Origin of the sequence: Desulfolithobacter dissulfuricans (assembly GCF_025998535.1) — a bacterium.
Taxonomy (GTDB): domain Bacteria; phylum Desulfobacterota; class Desulfobulbia; order Desulfobulbales; family Desulfobulbaceae; genus Desulfolithobacter; species Desulfolithobacter dissulfuricans.
In genome coordinates, this window is the sequence record NZ_AP024233.1 from 1,681,177 (window position 1) to 1,702,425 (window position 21,249).

Genomic DNA, 21,249 nt, shown 5'->3' on the forward strand with positions numbered 1-21,249 from the left:
TGCCGTCGTCTTCATTCTGCAGGAAAACTTACTTATTTTCAAGGAGTTTCATAAGTTTTTCCCGAACCATTTCAGCCTCACGGCCGATCTGGCCGATCAGCGGCCAGATATTGTCCAGGTTTCCGGCCCGTCCCATCTGTTCCGCCTGCTGACACAGTCGGGTCAGCTGCCGGGCCCCGAACTGGCTGCAGCTGCCCTTCAGGGTGTGGGCCGCCCGTTGCAAGCTTTCCCCGTCCCCGGCCCAGGCCGCCTCTTCCATCTGCTGAACGCGGTTTACCAGATCCTCTGCAAACACCTCAATAATCACATCTATCTTCCCGACATTACGGACAAGCCTGTCAATCACCTCCTGATCGAGAACCTCGGTTTTACCGGTGGTGTCCTGCCGGGAAGGTGCTTCTCCACCGGTCTCCTCTTCCAGGACAACCCGGATGGCTCCGGGCGACAGCCAGGTGTCGAGAACCTGCTGCAGATCCTGGCGTGAAAAGGGCTTGGCCAGGTAACCCTCCATGCCGCACCGCTGGCATCGCCTCCTGGTTTCCTCGGTGATATCGGCGGTCAGAGCGATGATAACCGGACAGCGGTCACCGCTGGATTCGGCATTGGCCCGAATCTGGACCGCGGTCTGGAAACCGTCCATGACCGGCATCTGACAGTCCATGAAGATGAGGTCAAACTCCTCTTTCAGGCAGCGGTCCACGGCCTCCGGCCCGCTGCTGACCGCAGCCGACACCACCCCGCTGCGCTTGAAGATCTCCTCGATGACGATCCGGTTAGTGCTATCGTCATCAACGATGAGGATCCGGGGGGACCGGGAGACGGCCGGTACGGGTTGATTCGATCGATCCGGCCCTGATCGGGGATCAGAGACCGTGCCATCGGTCTTTTTCTCCCTTCGCTGAGACGCATTGCTGCGGATGAGAGGCAGTGAGAAGAGAAAGGTGGTTTTCCGTTCAGGAACGGAATCCACCCCGATCTCGCCCCCCATGAGCGAAACCAGGTCATAGCAGATGGCCAGTCCCAGACCGGTACCGCCGTGGTGCCGGGTGGCCGAGGTGTCGACCTGGCTAAACGGTTCAAAGATGGTGTCGATCTTGTCCCGCGGGATGCCGGGCCCGGTATCGCTTACAGAAAAAAGGACGGCGTCATGACGGTCACGACGGGACGTGACCTGGACCTGGAGGGAAATGGTCCCTTGGTCGGTGAACTTGACCGCGTTGCCGACCAGGTTCGCCAGCACCTGGCGGATCCGCTGGGGATCCCCCACATATCTCCGGGCCAGGGCGGGGTCAATCTCGGTATCCACCTTGATCCCCTTTCGGTCCGCGGTCGGGGTGTAGAGCTCGCTGACTTCCCTGACCAGCCGACGCAGATCAAAGGAGCGGGATTCGATGATCATCTTCCGGGCCTCGATCTTGCTGAAATCGAGCAGGGAATTGATCAGGGTCATGAGGCTCTGGGCCGAGGTCAGGATGAGGCGGGCGAAATGACGCTGTTTGTCATCCAGGCCGGTGCCGAGCAGCAATTCGGTCAGGCCGATCACCCCGTTCATCGGGGTCCGGATCTCGTGGCTGATCATGGCCAGAAAATCGGATTTCGCCTTGCTGACCGCGTCCGCCCGGGCCACCTTTTTCCGCAGAATTCTGTTTTCCTGTTTCAGCCGGGCAACTTCCCGGCTGAGCTCTTCGATACTGAGCTGGGTATCTGACTGCTGGGTCATATCAGAAAAGTCGCAGTTGACGTGAGGACCTTTTCTTCCGCCTGGTCCGGGGAGCGGTATGGGTTATCTCATGCAGGGCGGCCGGGCCGATTTCATCGATAAACCGGGACCGGGTGCACAGGCATCGCTTTCCATGCACCATGCGCGTCCGGCAGTGAGAGAGAAAAAGCAGCCGACTGCTCCGTGTCATGCCCACATAGAAGAGTCGCCGCTCCTCTTCCAGGTGGGTCATCTCGTCCCCGGCATCGGCGCTTTCCCCGCAGTCCTGCCCGGCTGGCTGCCGGCGCCCCATGGGCAGGAGATCCTCCTCCACACCCACCAGGAAAACCACGGGGAATTCCAAACCCTTGGCGGCGTGAAGGGTCATCAGGGTGACGGCTTCGGCCCCGGGATCATATACCGGGGAGGTGCTGTAGTCCTGCAGATGACGGGCAAACCCGTCCAGGTCCTGACCAAAGGTCGCCGCCAGCTGGAAAAAACGCACCATCTCAGGTTCCTGCCGGTCAAGCTTGTACCGGTCGATGAGCTCTGAGAGAAACGGTTCCGGATCTCCCTGGTTCCACAGGTCCCGCATCCGGCGGGCCAGGGAAAGAAAGGAGCTCAGCCGCCTGTCCGCTCCAGGTTCGACACCGGAGGCGATGAGGTCGGCAAGATCCCCGGCGGGAATCGGTCCGCTGCACGGCAGTGTCCCCTCCAGGCCGGCAAGAGTCCGGCTGCCGACACCCTCTTCCCTGCGCAAAAGATCGAGCAGCTGGCCGCTGTCCGCCCGGTCGGCCGCCAGGAGAATCCAGTGGTAGAGTATCCGCAGATCGCCCTTGCTGTAATAAGGCACAAGGTCGACCACCTGTACCGGAATGGAGGCCTCACCGCAGGCCGTGGCCAGAACCTCGGCCTGCCGGCCTGTGCGATAGAGGACGGCTATATCGCCAAGACCTGCCTCGAACCCTTTCTCCTCACTGTCGACAAACAGCTGATTATGCTGCAGCCCGTCAATGACCCGGTGGCTGGTCCCGCCGAGGAGATCCTGGATCCGGCCAACGACAAAGCGGGCCTCGGCCGACTCGTTGTCGGCCTGGTGGTGGTATATCCGGCCCTCTGCTTTCCGGTGACAGACCACGGGTTGTCCGGTTGAACTCCTCCGGTTGTTGGCAATGACCCGGGCGGCCGCCCTGACTATGGTCTCGCCGGAGCGGTAGTTACGAAAGAGATGGTACTTCTCCGGAGCCAGCTCGTCGATGAAGCGGAAAAACCAGCAAGGATCGGCGCCGCGGAAGCCGTAGATGGCCTGGTCCGGATCACCGATCACAAAGACCGGACATTCGCTGGCAAGTTCGCGGACCAGGAGATACTGGGCCTCGTTGCAGTCCTGGAACTCATCCACGAGGAGATGGCCGGTGTGGCGGACGATCTGATCCCGGATGGTGGCATCTCCCAGGAGCTCAAGCATGGCCGGCACCACCCCATCGATATCGACCAGGTGGTTATCTTCCAGGTATTCCATGTAGGAGGCAAACCACGCCGGTCGAGGGCTTGAACGATGCCCGAGAAGGACCCCGATCCTGGTGGCCCGCTGGCGCAGCCGGGTGATCGACAGATCGGGAAACAACCGGCGAAGAACCAGGCGCCGCAGCCCCGGTCCGGCGACCTGGAGCTGTGGCCGGTACTGTCTGAGCCAGTGGAGACAGTAGCCGTGGAAGGTGGCGACCCGGACATCGGCCCCGCTACCGACCGCGACCAGGATCCGTTCCCGGACCTCATCGGCCGCCTTGTTGGTGAAGGTGATGACGGTGTGGGCCGTATTCGGTTCGGCCCGAAGCTGGTGGATGACCCGCTGGACCAGAGTGTAGGTCTTTCCGGTTCCCGGCCCGGCGGTGACGATGATGCGGCGGCCGGGACTGTGGATGGCCGCCTCCTGCTCCGGATTGGCAGTTGCCGCCGGCTCAGCCCGATCCTTTTGGGTCAGGGCTTTTTCGGGGAAGGCCGGCGGCCGGGATTCTTTTTTTTTGCGCGGCCGGGCCGGGGAGACCCCGAAGAGCTGCAACTGGCCGGCCAGCCGATCCCGTTCCTCCGGGGAGAAGACCTTGATCACCCCGAACTGGCCATCAAAGCCTGGCTGACGGATCACTCGCCCTTTTCGGACCCGGTCGATGGCCTCGGCCAGCATCGGCGAACCATGGTCGGCAATGTCTCCGATCGGCAGCTGCAGAAGAATATCAAATTCCGAGCCGAACCGGTTGATCAGCCCGGCATAGGCAGTCATGACCCTCTTGGTCGCCGGGCCGGTACCCAGCAGTTCGCTGAGGATTTCCGGCAGGGGGATCAGGCTGTGGACCGCCGGCGAGCCGGGCGGGTAGACCGCTTCAGGCCGGTCTGCCAGTTCCATGACCCGGTAGAGGACGCCGATGGTGAGCGGCCGGCCGCAGACCGGGCAGATTCCCCCATGCTCCACAGACTGGGCCGGCTCCAGGCAGACACCGCATTTTCGGTGGCCGTCGCAGTGATATTTTCCTTCTTCCGGGTAGAACTCGATGGTGGCCGCAAAGACCTGTTTACCGGATTCGTCCTGCGGCCTGCGGATGGCAGCCATCATCTCCGGGTAGCTGAACCCGGTATCGAAGAGGTTGGCCTCGCGGCCGAGCTTCTGGGGAGAGTGGCAGTCGGAATTTGAGATCAGGGTATAACGGTCCAGACCTGAGATCCGGCGGTTCATGTCCGGATCCGAGGAGAGTCCTGTTTCCAGGGCAAAGACGTGCGGCGTCAGATCACCGAAACACTCTTCGATATCATCAAAGCCGGACTTGGAACCAAAGAGGGAGAACCAGGGGGTCCAGATATGGGCCGGGACCAGGACACCGTCGGGCACGGTCTCCAGGACAATTTCCAGCAGGTCGCGGGAATCGAGCCCGAGAATGGGGCGGCCGTCGGCTTCCAGGTTGCCGATGCCGGCCAGCCGACTGTTCAGTCGTCTGACCGAGGCGAAATCCGGGGCGAAGATCACGTTATGAACCTTGCGCACCCGGCCGCCTCGTTTATAAATCAGACTGATCTCGGCGGTGAGGACAAAACGGATTTGGGAGGTATCGGGGGGCTGCACCCCCACGGGCAGGATCCTGCCCAGGTCGACCGGCCGTACATCCTGGCGCAGCCGGTACAATCCCGGTTCGGCCTCTTCCAGGTGCTCCTGGAGATGGGCGAACCAGGCCGGATGGGTGAAATCACCGGTTCCGAGGACCTGGATACCCTTGATGGCGGCCCAGGCGGCAAGACCGGGGATGTGGCTGGCCTTGCTCGTGGCCCGCGAATACATGGAATGAATGTGCAGATCAGCAATATAGCGCATCGGCCCTTCCGGATCAGTTTACAAAATCCAGCCAGCGGACCGGAAACCGGTCTGCCACCTGATCGGTGTCCCACGGTGCATAGATTGTCAATCCCCGGTTTCTTCCCCCTGGCACCGGTAGAGCCCGTGCTTTTCGATATACTCCAGGACCACCGGTGCGACCATGGCCGGCCGTCGTCCGGCCGCAAGTTCCTGGCGGATCCTGGTGGAGGAGACCGGTACCTGGACCGAGTCGATGTAGGTGATGGTCCTGTTGCTGCCCGGGACCGAGGAGCGCCAGATATTCGAGGAACCATGGCGGACATATCCACCGGGCAGCCTGTCGATGGCGTCCTGTACGGCGGCCGGGGAGATACCGGGCCGGGCGGCCACCAGCAGGTGACATCTCTGCAGAATTTCCCCGTAACGGTACCAGAGATGCAGCTCCACCAGGGAGTCGGCCCCGATGACCAGGTGGAAAACAGCGGGCCCCAGTCGTCCTTCCAGCCCTTTCAGGGTATCAATGGTGTAGGACGGTGTCTTCAGTTCGGCCTCGATCCGGGAGATAACGACCTCGACCTGTCCGGGCCCGGGCCAGCCGGTGCGGTTTTTTTCGTCCAGGGCCAGCTCCAGCATGGCGACCCGATGGTGAAAGGGGGCCACGGGAACACGTTTATGGGGCGGGAGATAGGCCGGGACAAACAAGAAGAGATCCAGCCTGGTGCAGGCCAGGACCGCCTCGGCAATCCGGATATGCCCCTCGTGTACAGGGTCAAAGGTGCCGCCGAACACCCCGATATGGTGTTTATTTTCCACCTTTCAGCTGGTCCGGTAACCACCAGGTGCCGGAGCGAAACCTGAGCCGAGCACAACCGCGACACACCGGGACACGGCTCCTGGCCCCATGGCCCTACGAGCGGACCTCACCTTCCCCGTAGACAATGAACTTGCGGGTGGTCAGCTCCTTGAGGCCCATGGGGCCGTAGGCGTGCAGCTTGGTGGTGGAGATGCCTATCTCGGCCCCGAGGCCGAACTGGCCGCCGTCGTTGAACCGGGTCGAGGCATTGATCATCACCGCCGAGGCATCTACCTCGCGCAGGAACCGCTGGCCGTTAAAGTAGGACCGGGTAACAATGGTCTCGGTGTGCTGGGAGCCGTACTGCTGGATGTAGGCCATGGCCTCGTCCATGTCGTCCACTACCCGGACCACCATGATCAGGTCGAGAAACTCGGTACCCCAGTCCGACTCGCTGGCCGGAACCATATCCGGAACAATGATACAGCTGCGCTTGCAGCCCCGCAGTTCCACCCCGGCCTTCCGCAACTCCGCCGCCACCACCGGCAGGAAGGTTTCGGCGATGTCCCGGTGGACCAGCAGCCCTTCCAGGGCATTGCACACTCCGGGACGCTGGGTCTTGCCGTTCATGACAATGCGGACCCCCATGTCGATGTCCGCATCCGCGTCCATGTAGACATGACAAACCCCCTTGTAATGCTTGAGTACCGGAATCCGCGAGGTTTCGGCGACAAAACGGATCAGCCCCTCCCCGCCCCGGGGGATGATGACGTCCAGATACTCCTCCTGGGCCAGCATGACATTGACCGCCTGGCGGTCGGTGGTGGGGATGACCTGGATCACCGCCGGATCGACCCCCTCTTCCCGGAGAACGTCCTGGACAATGGAGGCCAGGGCAAGGTTGGAATGGAGGGCCTCGGAACCGCCCCGCAGCAGGATGGCGTTACCCGACTTGAGGCAGAGCGCGGCCGCATCGATGGTCACGTTGGGCCGTGATTCGTAGATCATGCCCACGACCCCCAGCGGCACCCGCATGCGGCCGACCACGATCCCGGAGGGCCGGCGCTTCATGTCATCGACCTCGCCCACCGGATCGGGCAGGGCTGCCACCTCGCGAAGGCCCTGGACCATGGAATCGATGACCTTGTCGGTCAGCGCCAACCGGTCCAGCATGGCCGCGGACAGTCCTTTCTCCCGGCCGGCGGCCAGGTCGAGCTCGTTTTTACGACCAATATAGTCCCTTTCCTCCTGCAGCCGCTCGGCTGTACGCAGCAGAACCCGGTCCTTGACCGAGCCCGGCAGAGCGGCCAGCTGCCGCGACGCCGTTCTGGCGGCCCGGGCCATTTCCACCACTGTTTCTTCTATGCGCCCCTGGTCCATACTGTTTTCCTCCTTCACTCCTTCAGGCAACATCGCGTGGCGCGATATTGTCGCTTCTGTCGAGCAGCACCAGGTTATCACGGTGGATAACCACGTCACTGTCCTTGAATCCCAGAATACCGGCGATCTCGCTGGACCGGTGCCCCTTGATCTTCCTGGTATCATCGGCACTGTAATTGATCAGCCCGGCAGCCACAAGCCTTTCCCGCCGGTCCAGGCAGTGCACCGGCGCCCCGACCCCGAAATCCCCCCGGACCTCGAGGATGCCGGAGGGCAGCAGGCTCTTGCCCTGGTCCCGGACGGCCCGGCAGGCGCCGTCATCCAGGATCAGAAATCCCTTGGGCCTGAGCACATGCCCGATCCAGTGTTTGCGACTGGTTATTTTGTCACGGGCCGGGAGAAAGAAGGTGCCCACCATGTCGCCGCTGAAAAGCTGGCGGAGAATATCCCGGTTCCGCCCCGGACCGATAAAGGAAGAGCCGCCGCAGACCGAAACCATCCGCGCGGCCCGGATCTTGGTCTGCATACCGCCGGTCCCGAGCCGGCTGGTGGTATGACCGGCCATGCACTCCACATCCGGGGTGATCTCGGCCACCGTGTAGACCGGCTCGGCCCCGGGATCGGTGACAGGATTGGCGGTGTACAACCCGTCCACATCGGTGAGCATGATGTACATGTCGGCCCCGATCATGTTGGTGATCAGCGCTCCCAGGGTGTCGTTGTCACCGAAACGCAGCTCCTTGACCGACACGGTGTCGTTTTCGTTGATGATGGGGACAACCCCGAATTCAAACAGGGTATAGATGGTATTGCGAACATTGAGGTACCGGTCCCTGTGGGCCAGATCCTCGTGGGTGAGCAGTACCTGGGCCACCAGCTGATCGTAACGGCCGAATGCCTGCTCGTAAGCCTGCATCAGCAGTCCCTGCCCCATGGCGGCCAGGGCCTGTTTGACCCGCAGCTCCTCGCCGGGCTGCCTGCTGATCCCCAGCCGCTGACGGCCTGCGGCCACGGCACCGGAAGAGACCAGGATCACCTCCCGGCCAGTGGAACAGAGAAAGGAGATCTCCCGGGCCAGGTTGTCGATCACCTCCTGGTTCAGACCGTCTGCATCGGTCAGTACCGCGCTGCCAACCTTGATCACCACCCGCCGGGCCTGATCAAACAGGGTCTGACGATAAAAAAGCCCATCCTCGCGGTTCACCTGGAAGGTCATAGGGCCTCTCCGCGCTCCAGGAGCTCGGCCAGCAGTTCCTTGAGCTCTTCGATACCCTCACCGGTCTGGGCGGAAATGGCGTGCACCGGCTTGCCGGTCTGACCAAGCAGCTTCAGCAGCTCCGCCCGCCGCTCCGAACCGATCAGGTCGATCTTGTTGAGCAAAACGATATGCTGGCGCTCCAGGAGCTCGTCCTTGTACTGCTGGAGCTCATTTTCCAGCACCCGGTAGTCAACGAGCGGCTGATCGTCTTCACTGGAGCCATCAATCACATGCAGGAGAATGGAGGTCCGCTCCACGTGACGCAGGAACCTGTGGCCAAGGCCCACCCCCTGGTGGGCACCCTCGATGAGCCCGGGAATATCGGCGATGATGCAGGACTCACGGTACTTGAACTGGAGCACCCCGAGCTGGGGCTCCAGAGTGGTGAACGGATAGGAGGCGATCTTGGGATTGGCGGCCGAGAGCCGGGACAGCAGGGTCGACTTGCCAGCGTTGGGCAGGCCGATGAGTCCCACATCGGCCAGCAGCTTGAGCTCGATCTTGAGCCACCGTTCCTCGCCCGGCTGGCCAGGGGTTGCCTTTCTCGGGGCCCGATTGGTGGAGGTGGCGAAACGGCTGTTGCCAAAACCACCTTTGCCGCCCCTGGCGGCGAGAAAGACCTGGTCCGGCTCCACCAGGTCGGCGAGGATCTCGTCGGTCTCGGCGTCCCGGATCACGGATCCCAGTGGCACCGGAACATAACAGTCCCGACCACTCTTGCCATGCTTGTCCTTACCCATGCCGTTGGCGCCGCGCTCGGCCTTGAAATGAGAGCGGTAGCGGAAATCCATCAGGGAGATCTTGCGCGCATCCGCGACAAGATACACGTTGCCGCCCCGGCCGCCGTCACCGCCGTTGGGCCCACCCCTGGGCACATATTTTTCGCGCCGGAACGACACGCAGCCATTGCCGCCGTCACCGGCCTTGACGAAAAATTTTGCTTCATCCGCAAATGCCATAACTCATCCACATATCATGCCTGCACCGCATACCCGTCCAAATACGGGATAAGGTCGCTCCAGGTTTTTTTCTTTTCTGATACAGCTTGTCCTGCAAAAATATGTTTACCACCAAAGCTTGGCCGTTATCAACCTGAGGGCTGACATCGCTCCTTTCCTTCCTGCGGAAAAATTGTAATTGCGAAACGTTACGCCATTACTGCTACCGTTTTCCGGCAGTTGGCGATGGTCTTCCTTATCCAGGCTGAGTTTCAACGGTAATCAGATACAAAAAAGACTCGATACCAGGATGGCCTGGTATCGAGTCTTTGAAACTTCTTGCCGTTCCGACACCGATGCCGGAGGGCAATATATTATCGCCGGTAAAAACCTTTTTCAGGCAGCGGGATACACGGAAACCCGCTTACGGCCCTTCCCGAAGGATTCAAACTTGACCACACCATCAATCTTGGCAAACAGGGTGTAATCCTTGCCGCAACCGACATTTTCACCCGGATGGATCCTGGTCCCCAGCTGCCGGACAAGGATGTTTCCTGCTTTGACTTCCTGACCGCCGAAACGCTTCACGCCGCGGCGCTGTCCTATACTGTCGCGACCGTTACGTGAGCTGCCGCCTGCCTTTTTATGTGCCATGGTTGTATCTCCCTGTAAATCGGCTATGCAGAAATTTCCTCGATGGTCAGAGCTGTATACTGCTGACGATGACCACGCTTGACCTTATAGCCCTTCCGACGTTTCTTCTTCATCACGAGCACTTTCTTGGCCTTGCCGTGCTCGGCGATCCGGGCCTTGACCACGGCGCCGTCGACCACAGGCTGACCGATCTTGACATCGTCTCCGTCGGCCACCAGCAGAACATCGGAAAGCTCGATTTCATCACCCACATTGCCCTGCAGTTTTTCCACACGCAGTGTATCGCCGGCGGCAACCTGGTACTGTTTGCCTCCGGTGCGGATTATAGCATACATGCGACTCCTCCATATAATCGAAGCATAAAAACAATCTAAAAGCTCAGCGAAATATCATAATAAACTCTATAACCCAGGTTCATGTCAAGTACAAATGTCGTTCACCATGGATCGATACCTTTTTTCCGTCCTTTTGGCCGGAAAAAGCGCCCGACCGTACCACATATTCATGATTTTCCCTTGAACAGGGAACTTATTTTCGATAGCCTGTGAAAGAATCAGATTTGTTCAAGTCAACATACTCAAAAAACAACACCAGACAGAGGCAAAAACCATGCAGAAATACGAATGTCCCTGTGGCTACGTCTACGACCCCGAGGAAGGCGACTATGAAAACGGGATCGATCCGGGTACCCCGTTCGAGGATCTCCCGGACGACTGGGTCTGTCCAAAATGCGGGGCCGAGAAAGAACACTTTTATCCGGTTGACTGACCCGGCCACGGCTCCGGTCCCGCGTACCTTCCCTGTGCACCGGCAAGCCGTCTCCTCCCCAGGGAGAATCTCCTGACGCTGCCGCTGCGCCCCCGGCCGTGCGGCAGCGACCTTCATCCGCCCAGCCAGACGGGGAGCCCCTCCCCTCGCCACCTGCAAAGCCCTGCCGTCAACCGCAGCGAAAAAATATCTCTCACCGATTCCGGTTGTGTATTACGTTTTTTTTTTATACTATTTCCTGAGAAACTGAAGAGAAAAAAACTAGTTATCTTCAATCCTGAATTAAGCGATTTTCATTTCGCCGTTTCACTGCTGCCCCAAGATGCGAGTCTTGCGGTGTTTAATTGTAGTTTAGCCTACATGGAAGGCTGCAAGGCGAAGCAGGTAAGAGCAGCGAATCGTAGACTCCGGATTGGGGTAGAATGGAAACCCTCAATTCAGGTTCAATAACTCCAGGAGCTGCATCAATGTTTTCACAGCAAAAACAACTGACTGGGATACTAACCTTAATTCTTGTCCTGACCGTGGGGATCACCACCTTGCAGGCCAGGGGCTTTGACAAGCCCGAACAGCTGGTCCTGCAGAGCGAAGGGGTGTTCAAGAGTTTCATGAATGATCCCAACATGGAATGGTTCCGGAAAAATATCGATCGCGCCAAGGGGATCTTCATTGTCCCGCAGATGCTGCGCGGCGGCTTTTTCATCGGCGGTTCAGGCGGTTCCGGCGTGGTCCTGGCCCGGGACCCCCAGACCGGGGAATGGAGCTATCCCGCCTTCTATACCATAGGCTCCATCTCTTTCGGTCTGCAGATGGGGGCGGATGCATCGGAAATCATCCTGATGATCATGACCAACTCCGGCATGGAGGCTTTCCTGTCCACGGAATTCAAGCTGGGCGGCGACATTTCCATCGCCGCCGGCCCTGTGGGTGCCTCAGCCAAGGTTCAGACCGTGGATATCCTCGCCTTCGGCCGTTCCAAGGGTGCCTTTGGCGGGCTCAGCGTCGAAGGAGCGATCATCGCTCCCCGGCATGAATGGAACGAGATGTACTACGGTCGACCGGTTCTGCCGGCGGATATTCTGATCAGACATTCGGCCAGGAACCCGCAGGCGGACAACCTGGTGGCGGCCATGCCCGGAACCGGGGTCCTGCTGCCGGAGAGAAAAAAGGTAAAGGCCCCTGGAAAACCACTGGGCTATTGACCCCCCGCTGGAGCAAACGCGCCCCGGCACCACCGCAGGCAAACCGAAAAACACCCCGATGCCATCGCGCATCCGGGTGTTTTCCTGATCCCCCCATAACCATACGAAAAAATAGGAGGATACGTGAAGGCGAGAGATATAATGGTCACCATCAGTGACTATCTGGCCCCGGATATGCCACTTCGGGAAGCTGTGCTCCAGATGCGGAACAGCAAGCGGCACCACGGACTGGCGGTCAAGGGCATGCTGGTCCGGGACAAACAGGACAATGTGGTCGGCATCCTGTCGATCAAGGACATCATGCGGGCTGTGATCCCCCCCTACCTGTCTGTGGATTTAAGTGTTTTTTCCTGGGATAATATGCTCGAGGACATGACGAGAAGGGCCAGGGAAAAGACCGTGGCAGATGTCATGACAAAAGAGGTTGTTTCTGTTGCGGACGACGACCCGCTCATGGTCTGCGTTGACATAATGATCAGAAAAGGGTTGCAGCGTCTGCCGGTCAAAGATGAGGACGGGGAGATCATCGGCATGGTTTACATCCGCGACGTCTACAACCTGATTGCTGATATTCTGGTCAAGGAGGAGAACTGATGGCCCATGGTGAAGCGGTGCAGGCCGCACAGACTCTTGTCCTGGATTCTTCTTTCTGGCTCGCATGCGGCATCTTTTTTGTCGCCCTGGCCATCATTATTTCCGAAAAAATCCACAAGACCGTCGTCGCCCTGTTCGGCGCCTCGCTGGTCCTTGTCCTGAAACTGCTCGAGCAACACGAGGCATTTCATCTGGAAGAATTCGGGGTGGACTGGAACGTCATCTTCCTGCTGATCGGCATGATGACCATCATCAACCTGATGCGACCCACTGGTTTTTTCGAGTACATCGCCATCAAGAGCGCCAAGGTGGGCAAGGGTGATCCGCTGCGGATCATGGTCATCTTTGCCGTCATCACCGCCGTGCTCTCGGCCCTGCTCGACAACGTGACCACTGTCCTCCTGTTGGCCCCGGTGACCCTGCTCATCGCCGACGCCCTGGAGGTGGACCCCATTCCCTACCTGCTCGTCGAGGCCCTGGCCTCCAACATCGGCGGCACCGCCACCCTGATCGGTGATCCGCCCAATATCATGATCGCCTCCAAGGCCAAGCTCAGCTTCCTGGACTTCGTCATCCACCTGACTCCGGTGGTCATCGTCATGATGGTCGTCTTCGTGCTACTGATAAAGCTGGTCTTCGGCAAACGGCTCAAGACCCGTGATGAACTCAAAGAGCGGATCATGATGATGGACGAGAAGGAGGCCATCAAGGACCCGGTCATGCTGACCAAGTCCCTGGTCGTCCTGAGCATTGTCCTGATCGGATTCGTCCTCCACGGGGTCTTTCATTACGAGCCCGCCACCATCGCCCTGTTCGGGGCCGGACTCCTGCTGCTGCTCTCCGGCACCCATGAACCGCACCATGTTCTGGCCGAGGTGGAGTGGCCGGTGATCTTCTTCTTCATCGGATTGTTTATAATGGTCGGCGCCATGGTCAAGGTCGGCGCCATCAGTCTGATGTCCCAGAAGATGCTGGCCCTGACCCAGGGCAACCTGTTCGCCACCTCCATGGTGATCATGTGGTTCTCGGCCATCGCTTCGGCCGTGGTGGACAACATTCCCTACGTGGCCACCATGAACCCGCTGGTCATCGATATGGCCCGGGAGATGTGGCCCGAACTCTCGGGCAAGGCCCTGCTCCAGCATCCCGACCTCATGCCCATCTGGTGGTCCCTGGCTCTGGGCGCCTGCCTGGGCGGCAACGGCTCGCCCATCGGCGCCTCGGCCAACGTGATTGTGGTCGGCATGGCCGAGAAAGCAGGGCACCGGATCAGTTTCATGAAATTCGTCGCCTACGGGGTGCCGATCATGTTCCTGACCGTGTTTATCTCCATGATCTATGTCTGGCTCAGGTACTACGCCCTGGCCTGATCCTTCCTGGTACCGGGGCTGTCCGATGGTCCCGGTACCCGCATCTCATCCAACCGGATACCTGCTCCATGGAGCCGCCCACCTTTCACAGCAAACGGTCTCCTGACGGCGAAACGGTGCTGATTTTCCAGGGCCAATGGAAAACCAGCCAACCCCTTCCCCCGCCGGACGCCGCCACCGCGACCCTCAAGGGTGCCAGGCAGATCCGTTTCGACTGTCGCGGCCTCCGGGGCTGGGACTCGGCCCTGCCGGTCTTTCTTTTCACTCTGCTCAAACCGGCTGCCGACACCATCACCATCGATTTCTCCGGCCTGCCCGACGGGGTCCAGACCCTGCTCAAGCTGGCCTTCGCGGTCGAGCGCACGGAACCGGCCCGGGAACAGCCCAGCCGTTTCCCCCTGCTGCACAAGACCGGTCTCAAGGTCATCCGCCTGTACCGGGAAGGAGGTGAGCTGGCCGCCTTCACCGGTGAGCTGGTGACCGCCCTGTACCAGATTCTCCGCGGCCGGGGCGGATTCCGGCGCCAGGACCTGTGGTTTTTCATCCAGGAATGCGGGGCCAACGCCCTGCCCATTGTCTCGCTGATCGCATTGCTGGTCGGCGTCATCCTCGGCTTTGTCGGCGCCATCCAGCTCCAGCTTTTCGGGGCCCAGATCTACGTGGCCGACCTGGTCGGTATCTCCATGCTGCTGGAAATGGGGGCCATGATGACCGGCGTGATCATGGCCGGCCGGACCGGCGCCGCTTACGCGGCCCAGCTCGGAACCATGCAGGTCAACGAGGAAATCGACGCCCTGCAGACCCTGGGCCTCTCCCCCGTCGCCTACCTGGTCCTGCCAAGGATGATAGCCCTTATCCTGATGATGCCGCTGCTCTGTCTTTATGCCGACCTGCTCGGTATCATCGGCGGGGCCGGTATCGGCATCGGCATGCTGGACATCTCGCCGGTCAGCTACCTGCAGCAGACCCAGAATGCGCTCCAGCTCGACCATCTGGTCGAGGGCTTGATCAAGGCCACGGTCTATGGTTTCCTGGTCTCCTTTGCCGGCTGCCTGCGCGGCATGCAGTGCGGCCGCAGCGCCTCGGCGGTCGGCGACGCCACCACCTCGGCGGTGGTGACCTCCATCGTCCTCATTGTGGTCTCCGATGCGATCATGAATGTTGTTATCCATTTCATCAAGACGGTGTTCTGATGACAGGCGGCCCGCAAGAGAAAAAACAGCGCAACCAGGACGAATGCCCGCTCCGGGTCGAGAACCTGACCATGGCCTATGGCAGTTTCATTTTGATGCGCAACATCAGCTTTGAGGTGCGAAAAGGGGACATTTTTGTCATCATGGGAGGATCGGGTTGCGGAAAATCGACCCTGCTGCGCCATCTCATCGGCCTCAAACGGCCGGCTTCTGGCAGGATCTGGTACCGGGAGACGGATTTCTGGGGTGTGGACGAGGCGCAGCGGGCCCGGATAATGCGGCGGGCCGGTATTCTCTACCAGTCCAGCGCCCTGTGGAGTTCCATGACCCTGGAGGAGAACGTGGCTCTGCCCCTGCAACTCTATACGGACCTGTCGGAAAAGGCTATCGCCGAACAGGTGGCCTTCAAGCTGGCCCTGGTAGGGCTGGCCGGCTTCGAGTCCTTCTACCCGGCCCAGCTTTCCGGCGGGATGCGCAAACGGGCAGCCCTGGCCCGGGCCATTGCCCTGGATCCTGAATTTCTTTTTTTCGACGAGCCCTCGGCCGGTCTGGACCCGGTCAGCGCCCGGCGGCTCGATGAACTGATCATTGAACTCAGGGATTCCCTGGGAGCGACCGTTGTCATGGTCACCCACGAACTGGCATCCATCTACTCCATCGCCACCAATTCCGTGTTCCTGGATGCCGGATCGCGCACCATGCTGGCCACCGGCAATCCCAGGGATCTGGTCCGGGAGAGCGACCAGCAACCGGTGATCGATTTCCTGACCAGGGGCACCGGAAACAGAGAGGTACGGCTGATATGAGCAAAAAGGCAAGCCCGACCCTGATCGGAACCTTTGTCGTCGGGGCCCTGTTCCTGCTTGTCGCCGGAATCTTCATCATCGGCAACATCAAGCTCCGCGAACAGACCAACCGCTTTGTCCTCTTTTTCAACGGCTCTCTCAACGGCCTGGACACCGGGGCGCCGGTAACCTACAAAGGGGTTCCGGTGGGCCAGGTGGCCGGGATCGAGATCGTCTACGACAAGGACACCGGCGAATACCTGACCCCGGTCTATGTCGACATCACGGTCAAGGATTCCAGCGGCAGATCCTATTTCGAGGAGGCCGGTTTCAAGGATGCCGGTTCCTTTTTCCAGGCCCAGATAGAAAGAGGACTTCGGGCCAAGCTGAAGATGCAGAGCCTGGTCACCGGCAAGCTCTACATCGAGCTCTCCTATTTCCCGGACACCGGCACCAGGCTGCGTAAAACAGAAGGGCCCTTCATGGAGATCCCCACGGTACCGTCGGAACTGGAACGGCTGACCCAGGCCCTGGAAAATCTCCACCTGGAGGAGATCATCAACAAAACTGTCTCCATCCTCGACAACATCAACTCCATCCTGACCTCCAGCGCCTTCCACGAAGGCATGGCTACTCTCAACACCACCCTGAAGGATCTTGACATCCTGCTGGTGGACCTGGACCGGGAACTGCCCCTGATCAGCAGTGAGCTGCGCCAGACCCTTGACCGGTTTGCCACCCTGACAAACAATACCGATACCCTGGTGCAAAATACCAACAGAAACACCGATCTGCTCAGTAAACAGCTGCAGAAGAGCCTGAACAATGCCGACAAGACCATGGCCAGCCTGGAGACAACACTTAAAAGCCTGCGGGAGACGGTCTCCGAGGATTCGCCCTTCTTCTTTACCCTGATCCGGACCGTGGACGAAATCTCCCGTACCTCGACCTCTGTGCGCCAGTTCATCGACTATCTGCAGCGTCACCCCAACGGTCTTATCGCCACCCCCAGAGAGGAAACAAGATGAAATCCTTTCGTTCCCTTCTCCTGCCCGTACTCGGGCTCCTGCTCCTGTTCGGACAGGGCGGCTGCATCACCCAAAGTGTTCCTGTCAGTCAGTACACCCTGGTGCCCCTGGCCCGGGAACCGCTGGCATCGACACGGGAACTGCCCGGTCTGCTCCTGGTGGGACCGGTACAGCTGCCGCCCTACATCGACGGGCCCGGCATCGTAACCCGGACCGGGGACAGTCGCATAAACCGCTCCAGCCGCCATTTCTGGGCCGGACCCCTGGATACCGTGGTCAGGGACACTCTGGCCGCCGATCTGTCCCGGCTTCTGGATTCCAGCCTGGTGGCTCCCTGGCCCGGCCCCCGGTTCGGTGACCCGGCCCTGCAGGTAGAGATCACCCTGCTCTCTTTTATCGGTGAACCGGGCGCAGAGTTCACCTGCGAGGCCATCTGGAGCCTGGGTGACACCCAGGCCAGACAGATGCTCCGCCGCCGCACCTTCCGCACCGTCCTGCCCCTGGATGATCCAGGCTACGAGACCTATGCCCGGACCGGTTCCCAGGCCCTGCACCAGCTGGCCCGGGAAATCGCCCGCGCCGTTATCGCCTCCGAGAGGCCATAGACAGGACGAGCCCGGCGATCCAGGCACCGGCTCAACCGGAGGCCCCTTTTTCCAGAGGCTGCATATCCAGCTGTACCAGGTGGTAGTAGCTGCCCCTGCGGGCCATAAGTTCGTCATGGCTGCCCTGTTCCACGATCTGCCCCCGGTCCATGACCACCACCCGGTCCACCCGTCGGATGGTGGAGAGACGATGGGCAATGATAATGGAGGTCCGGCCCTGAAAGGCCTTGTCCATGGCCTGTTCCAACAAATTTTCCGTCTGGGTGTCCACCGAAGCCGTGGCCTCGTCAAAGATGAGCACCGCCGGGTTGCGGTAATGGATCCGGGCAAATCCCAGCATCTGCTTTTCTCCGACCGACAGGGTGCGGCCGGTCTCGCCGATGCGTGTTTTCAGGCCATCGGGCAGCCCGGCCACGAACTCCTCCATCCCGGCCAGCCGGATCACCCGGGCCAGCCGGTCGCGATCCAGGGGGTCATCCAGGACGATATTGGCCTCCAGGCTGTCGGGCAGAATGAAGACCTCCTGGAGGATGACCCCGATCACCCGGCGGAGATAGTGGAGGTCAAAGACTCGCAGGTCGACCCCATCCAGGAGGATCCGGCCGCGGAGTGGATCGTGGAGCCGGACCAGCAGCGAGAGGATCGTCGACTTGCCGGCCCCGGTGGAGCCCACCAGGGCTATGGACTCACCGGCGCGGACCTCCAGGTTGAAATCCCTCAGCACCAGTTCCTCCTCCTGGTAGCCAAACGCCACATGCTCAAAGAAAATCCGTCCCCGTATCCTGGGCGGCCGCACCGGCCTGGTCACGCCGGGGGCGGCCGGTACCGTCTCGATGGTCGGTCTGGTGTCGAGCAGGGCAAAGATCCGCTCGGCAGAGGCCAGAGCCGACTGGACAATGGAATATTTCTGGGACAGTTCGCGGATGGGTTGGAAAAAGAGCCGCATGTAAGAGAGAAAGGCGGCCAGCTCGCCGAAGGTCAGCCGGGTTTCGAGGATTTCATGCCCTCCGTACCACAGTATGGCGGCCACGGCCACCGTGCCCATGAGTTCGGTAAGCGGCATGAAGACGGCAAAGAGCCGGATCTGGGCCAGGGTACAGTGGAGGTAGCCCGTGTTGAGGCGGTGGTACTTCTCCATGCTTCTCTGCCCGGCGCCGAAAAGCTGGAGAATGTGCACTCCGGACAGGGCCTCCTGGAGGAAACTGTTCAGCCGGGCCAGCTGGGTGCGGATGGCGCGGAACCGTTCCCTGGCAAGCCTGGAAAAGACCATGGTCATCACCAGGGACAGGGGAAGAAACAGCGCCATCAGAGATGCCAGCCTGGCGTTCATCCAGAACAGCAGACCGACGATACCGCCGAGCTTGAGCAGGTCCCCCACCAGGGTCACCAGCACCGAAGTGAACATTTCGTGCATGTTCTGGATATCGTTGGTCAGCCTGGTCACCAGCCGGCCGGCCGGCTGGTGGTTGAAAAAGTTCATGTCCAGGCGGAGCATGTGGGCAAAAAGCTGCTGCCGCAGACCGTGCATGATGGCCTGCCCAACCCGTTCAAGGACCACGGTCTGCAGAAAACCGGCAACAAAGATAAAAACCACCAGTGCCGCGTAGACCGCGGCGATCCGTCCCAGACCCTGTATCCGGGTGGCCGGGTCCAGGGTCTGGGCGGTGATGTAGCGGTCTATACCGGCCTGCATGAGCCTGGGCAGCCACAGACTTGCCGCCGTCACCAGCAGGGCCAGGACCAGAGCCAGGCCAAGGCGAGGAGCATGATGGCGCACGTAGCCAAGTATCCGCCGCCAGAGCCTGACATCGGTCAGGCTGCCTACCTGCTCCCCTTCAAAATAACCGAAGTTTCGCATTTACCCGCCGAGCTCCCCGCTGCTGTGCTGTTTCTCGTACATGATCCGGTAGAGCCGGCTGCGCTCAAGCAGTTCCCGGTGGGATCCCTGGTGGATCACCCTGCCCTGTTCCAGGACCACGATCCGGTCCATACTGCGCAGCAGTTTTATCCGGTGGGAGACGACCACCACGGTCCGGTCGGCCCGGGGCTGGCATAGCCAGGAGAGAATCTTCTCCTCGGTATCCACGTCAATGGCCGACAACCCGTCGTCGATGATGAGTACCGGCCTGTTGCTGAGCAGGGCTCTGGCCAGGGCAAGACGCTGGCGCTGACCGCCGGAGAGGTTGACTCCGCGCTCACCGACCGGGGTCTGGTACCCCCGGGGCAGCTCGAGGATCTCCCCGTGGATGGCCGCCTGCCGGGCCGCCTCTTCCACCTCGTCCCGGGTGGCTCCGGGCCGGCCCAGGAGAATGTTCTCGTAGATGGTATCTCCAAACAAGGTGGGTTCCTGGTCCACCCAGGCGATATGGCGACGCACCAGATCAAGGGTCAGGGTGTTGACATCGCGGTGATCGAAAAAAAGCGTTCCATCGGCCACCGGATACATGCGGGCAAGCAGCCGGCAGAGAGTGGACTTGCCGCTGCCGCTGCGTCCAGTGATCCCGATAAGCCCGGGACCGATCTCCAGCTCGATATCCCGCAGAACCCGTCGGCTGGTACCGGGATAGGAAAAATCCAGCCGGCGCAAGGTAAAGACCGGCTCCCGCACCGGCCGCTCGTCGGGCCGGGGAGGATCAGTCAGTATTGGCCTTGCCCGCAGCAGGGTCTGGATTCGGCGCAGCGAGGTCACCCCCCGCTGCATGATGTTTGTCACCCAGCCCACCGCCATCATGGGCCAGATGAGCATGAAGAGATAGGAAATGAAGGCGACGAACTCGCCGAGAGAGATCACCGAGAGGATGACCAGCCTGCCGCCGAAATAAAGAACCAGCAGCATGCCCAGGTTGCCTACCAGGGTGGCGGCCGGAAAGAGAAGACCCTGAATCGTGGCCACCCGCAGGCTCTCCCGGACCAGTCCCCGACCGAGCCGGTCAAAATGACGGGTCTGCAGCCTTTCCAGGGTGTAGACCTTGATCAACCGGATGGAGACCAGGGTGGTGCGGGCAAACTCGGTGAGCAGGGCAAACTGCTGTTGGACCCGGTTGAATCGCCGGTGCATCCTGGTGGCCAGTATCCGGGTGAAGAGTACCAGAAAGGGCATGGGCAGAAGGGCCATGAAGGTGAGAGAAACGTTGATGTGGAGCATGAAGCCGATCACGGCCACGGCCATGACCAGGGCATCGATGGCCGCCACCAGCCCCATGCCGCAGGCCATCTGTACCGAAGCGGTATCATTGGTGGCGTGGGCCATGATGTCGCCGGTGGAACAGCGCTCGAAGAAAACCCGGTCCAGTCCCAGGACATGCTCAAATATCCTGTCGCGGAGAATCCGTTCCAGGCGGCGGGAAAATCCGATGATCTGATATCGCCAGACAAAACGCAGCCCGGCCACCCCCAGTCCGGTGAGCAGGATGAGCCCGCCGGTCTTGAGCAGGGTCTGGCCGGTGGCCGTGCCGGCATCCAGCCGGTCGACACCGGAACCGAGCAGGCGGGGGATGAGCAACTGGAGGAAATCCACCCCGAGAAGGGCAATGAAGCCCAGCAGGAGCCGGGGCGGTACCGGTGAAAAATCGGCAGGATCAGGCCCAGAGCCTCGGTCGTGGTGGTCTCGGAGGATTCGGATGCGCTGTCCTTTTTCTG

18 protein-coding genes are annotated in these 21,249 nt (G+C 60.6%); 8 read left to right on the plus strand and 10 right to left on the minus strand.

The window, feature by feature from the left end:
* Nucleotides 1-28 precede the first annotated feature (28 nt).
* From GF1_RS07415 to rplU, 8 genes are all read right to left on the minus strand, one after another.
* The gene (locus GF1_RS07415; RefSeq protein WP_267928992.1) at nucleotides 29-1,720 is read right to left on the minus strand and encodes an ATP-binding protein; all 1,692 of its coding nucleotides are present in this window, start codon (nucleotides 1,718-1,720) and stop codon (nucleotides 29-31) included.
* Nucleotide 1,721: 1 nt separating this feature from the next.
* On the minus strand, nucleotides 1,722-5,060 hold the full coding sequence (locus GF1_RS07420; RefSeq protein ID WP_267928993.1) for a UvrD-helicase domain-containing protein: 3,339 nt from the start codon (nucleotides 5,058-5,060) through the stop codon (nucleotides 1,722-1,724).
* An 87-nt stretch (nucleotides 5,061-5,147) separates the two neighbouring features.
* Nucleotides 5,148-5,855, minus strand: a complete 708-nt coding sequence (gene nadD, locus GF1_RS07425) for a nicotinate (nicotinamide) nucleotide adenylyltransferase (RefSeq protein ID WP_267928994.1) — start codon at nucleotides 5,853-5,855, stop codon at nucleotides 5,148-5,150.
* Between the two features lie 94 nt (nucleotides 5,856-5,949).
* A complete protein-coding gene (locus tag GF1_RS07430; RefSeq protein ID WP_267928995.1) occupies nucleotides 5,950-7,215 on the minus strand; it encodes a glutamate-5-semialdehyde dehydrogenase in 1,266 nt (421 codons plus the stop codon).
* A gap of 22 nt (nucleotides 7,216-7,237) precedes the next feature.
* On the minus strand, nucleotides 7,238-8,431 hold the full coding sequence (gene proB / locus GF1_RS07435; protein WP_267928996.1) for a glutamate 5-kinase: 1,194 nt from the start codon (nucleotides 8,429-8,431) through the stop codon (nucleotides 7,238-7,240).
* Entirely contained in the window at nucleotides 8,428-9,432 is a 1,005-nt protein-coding gene (gene obgE / locus GF1_RS07440) for a GTPase ObgE (protein ID WP_267928997.1), read from the minus strand. The genes proB and obgE overlap by 4 nt, the downstream gene beginning before the upstream one ends.
* Before the next feature lie 375 nt (nucleotides 9,433-9,807).
* On the minus strand, nucleotides 9,808-10,065 hold the full coding sequence (gene rpmA, locus GF1_RS07445) for a 50S ribosomal protein L27 (protein ID WP_267928998.1): 258 nt from the start codon (nucleotides 10,063-10,065) through the stop codon (nucleotides 9,808-9,810).
* A gap of 23 nt (nucleotides 10,066-10,088) precedes the next feature.
* Nucleotides 10,089-10,400: a 50S ribosomal protein L21 gene (rplU, locus tag GF1_RS07450; RefSeq protein ID WP_267928999.1), complete on the minus strand. Its 312-nt coding sequence runs from the start codon at nucleotides 10,398-10,400 to the stop codon at nucleotides 10,089-10,091.
* Nucleotides 10,401-10,674: 274 nt separating this feature from the next.
* On the opposite strand from rplU, the gene GF1_RS07455 reads away from it, so the two are divergent.
* The 8 genes from GF1_RS07455 to GF1_RS07490 all read left to right on the plus strand — a co-directional run bounded on the left by GF1_RS07455 (nucleotide 10,675) and on the right by GF1_RS07490 (nucleotide 17,610).
* A complete protein-coding gene (locus GF1_RS07455) occupies nucleotides 10,675-10,833 on the plus strand; it encodes a rubredoxin (RefSeq protein WP_267929000.1) in 159 nt (52 codons plus the stop codon).
* A 467-nt stretch (nucleotides 10,834-11,300) separates the two neighbouring features.
* Entirely contained in the window at nucleotides 11,301-12,035 is a 735-nt protein-coding gene (locus tag GF1_RS07460; protein WP_267929001.1) for a lipid-binding SYLF domain-containing protein, read from the plus strand.
* Between the two features lie 123 nt (nucleotides 12,036-12,158).
* Nucleotides 12,159-12,629: a CBS domain-containing protein gene (locus tag GF1_RS07465; protein ID WP_267929002.1), complete on the plus strand. Its 471-nt coding sequence runs from the start codon at nucleotides 12,159-12,161 to the stop codon at nucleotides 12,627-12,629.
* A complete protein-coding gene (locus GF1_RS07470; RefSeq protein WP_267929003.1) occupies nucleotides 12,629-13,999 on the plus strand; it encodes an ArsB/NhaD family transporter in 1,371 nt (456 codons plus the stop codon). Before GF1_RS07465 ends, GF1_RS07470 begins: the two co-directional genes overlap by 1 nt.
* A gap of 68 nt (nucleotides 14,000-14,067) precedes the next feature.
* Nucleotides 14,068-15,192, plus strand: a complete 1,125-nt coding sequence (locus GF1_RS07475; protein ID WP_267929004.1) for an ABC transporter permease — start codon at nucleotides 14,068-14,070, stop codon at nucleotides 15,190-15,192.
* Complete coding sequence (locus GF1_RS07480) at nucleotides 15,192-15,998, plus strand: ABC transporter ATP-binding protein (RefSeq protein WP_267929005.1); 807 nt, start codon at nucleotides 15,192-15,194, stop codon at nucleotides 15,996-15,998. The genes GF1_RS07475 and GF1_RS07480 overlap by 1 nt, the downstream gene beginning before the upstream one ends.
* A complete protein-coding gene (locus GF1_RS07485; protein ID WP_267929006.1) occupies nucleotides 15,995-17,005 on the plus strand; it encodes an MlaD family protein in 1,011 nt (336 codons plus the stop codon). Before GF1_RS07480 ends, GF1_RS07485 begins: the two co-directional genes overlap by 4 nt.
* Nucleotides 17,002-17,610, plus strand: coding sequence for a PqiC family protein (locus GF1_RS07490; protein ID WP_267929008.1), 609 nt, complete (start codon nucleotides 17,002-17,004; stop codon nucleotides 17,608-17,610). Before GF1_RS07485 ends, GF1_RS07490 begins: the two co-directional genes overlap by 4 nt.
* A 31-nt stretch (nucleotides 17,611-17,641) precedes the next feature.
* Here GF1_RS07490 and GF1_RS07495 read toward each other — a convergent pair whose 3' ends face one another.
* Together GF1_RS07495 and GF1_RS07500 are read right to left on the minus strand one after the other, a co-directional pair.
* Nucleotides 17,642-19,468, minus strand: a complete 1,827-nt coding sequence (locus GF1_RS07495) for an ABC transporter ATP-binding protein (RefSeq protein ID WP_267929009.1) — start codon at nucleotides 19,466-19,468, stop codon at nucleotides 17,642-17,644.
* Nucleotides 19,469-21,112: an ABC transporter ATP-binding protein gene (locus GF1_RS07500; protein WP_267929011.1), complete on the minus strand. Its 1,644-nt coding sequence runs from the start codon at nucleotides 21,110-21,112 to the stop codon at nucleotides 19,469-19,471.
* Nucleotides 21,113-21,249 lie beyond the last annotated feature (137 nt).